This window comes from Streptomyces sp. NPDC060002, from assembly GCF_042737245.1.
GTDB lineage: Bacteria > Actinomycetota > Actinomycetes > Streptomycetales > Streptomycetaceae > Streptomyces.
Window position 1 is genome coordinate 1 of sequence record NZ_JBHWUW010000094.1, and the last position, 1,725, is coordinate 1,725.

The following is a 1,725-nucleotide window of genomic DNA, read 5'->3' on the forward strand; positions in this document are numbered from 1 at the left end:
AGCGCATGCACCAGGCCATCCTCACCGTCGACCCCCGCCTCGACATCATCGCCGACCCCCACCACACCCCCACCTACGACCTCTACACCACCTGAGTGCGGACCGGCCCGTCGCCCGCGGGGCGGGCAGCGGCCGGGCTGCGCGCGGCGGGGGCGTGCAGGCCTGCCGGCCCGGTACGGGACGCGGGGCCGGGGCGGGGCGGGACGCGGGGCGGGGCGGGACGCGGGGCGGGGCGGGACGCGGGGCGGGGCGGTGCGGGGCGGGGCGGTGCGGGACGCGGGGCGGGGCCGGTGCGGGGCGGGGGCGGGGCGGGGCCGGCGGGTCAGGGGGTGCGGGCGACCAGCCGGCGTTCCGCGGTGTCCGGGCCCGCGGGCGGTGTCTCGGCGCGTGCCATCAGGATCGAACGCTGGAGGCGGCTGAGCGCCGCGGAGGGTTCCAGGCCCAGTTCCGACACCAGTGTCGCGCGCAGCCGCTGGTAGACGTCGAGTGCCTCGCTGCGCCGTCCCGAGCGGTGCAGTGCCAGCATGAACTGGCCGTGCACGCTCTCGTGCATGCGGTACTGATTGACCATCACCGTGAGTTCCGGGAGCAGTTCGCGGTGGCGTCCCAGCCGCAGGTCGGCCTCGATCCGCTGGTCCAGGGCGCACAGCCGTGCCTCTTCCAGGCGGCGTCCTTCCATCTCGATGCGCGTGCCCGCCTGCACGTCGGCCAGGGCGGGGCCGCGCCACAGCGACAGGGCGTCGGCCAGCAGCCGTGCCCCGCCCGCGTAGTCCTCGGCGTCCATCGCCCGGTATCCCGCGCCGGCGCGCCGCTCGAACTCGCGGAAGTCCACGGTCCCTGACCGCACCACCAGCCGGTATCCGCCGGGGACGGTGGCCAGGACGTCCTTGGCCGTGCACCGCTCGTCGCCGCCGCGCGCCAGGGCGCTGCCGATCAGCTCGCGCAGCTGGAGCACGTACGTCTGGAGTGTGGTGCGGGCGCTGCGCGGCGGCACCACTCCCCACAGTTCTTCCACCAGCGCCGACACGGGAACGACCTGGCCGGCGTTCAGCGCCAGCAAAGCCAGGACCTGCCGGGGTTTCGGGGCGGTCGGTACGACCGACACCCCGTTCTCCCGGACCGACAACGCACCCAGCACTTCGATGTCCACAAACTCCCCCATGAGTCCAGGCCACAGACCGCAGCTCCCGGGCGGCACGAATGCCGCCGCCGGGGGGCCCGGTGCTCTGCTTGTCAATCGAACACCCCCGATAAAAAAACAGCACAGTCGGTTTGTCAATACAGGACGGGCATCGCCCCGCCCGAGCGGCGGGAACCGGCCAGCCGCATATCAAACTGGCGTTCACCCCACCCCTTCCCGGCCAGGAGAAACCCCAGGGTGAGGCTGGAGTTCCACTTACCTGACGCACAGAGCAGCGAAAACAAGGAGCCACCGGAAGTCCGGATCGGTGCGGCTGGAAATATGCGCAACCCTCCCGCGAGCGGCCCGCGGGAGGGGGACGGCGTTCCCTGTGCCGGCGCCCGGATCCGGCCATGGCATACCCCCTCGTCCCGGCGAAATATACCTATCGGTCTGCTTGTGCGCGGAGGCGGCAGGGCCGCCGCCCCCCCCCCCCCGGGGGGGGGGGGGGGGGGGGGGGGGCGGGGGGGGGGGGGGGGGGGGGGCGGGGCGGGGGGGCGGGTGGTACCGCCCCCGGCAGGTGGCGGGGGGGCGGATTCCGGGGC

The 1,725-nt window shown here is 74.5% G+C and carries 1 protein-coding gene; it reads right to left on the minus strand.

Annotation, left to right across the window (positions count from 1 at the left end; translation table 11 throughout):
• Positions 1-322 precede the first annotated feature (322 nt).
• The gene (locus ACFWBD_RS39875; RefSeq protein WP_355710611.1) at positions 323-1,150 is read right to left on the minus strand and encodes an AfsR/SARP family transcriptional regulator; all 828 of its coding nucleotides are present in this window, start codon (positions 1,148-1,150) and stop codon (positions 323-325) included.
• Positions 1,151-1,725 lie beyond the last annotated feature (575 nt).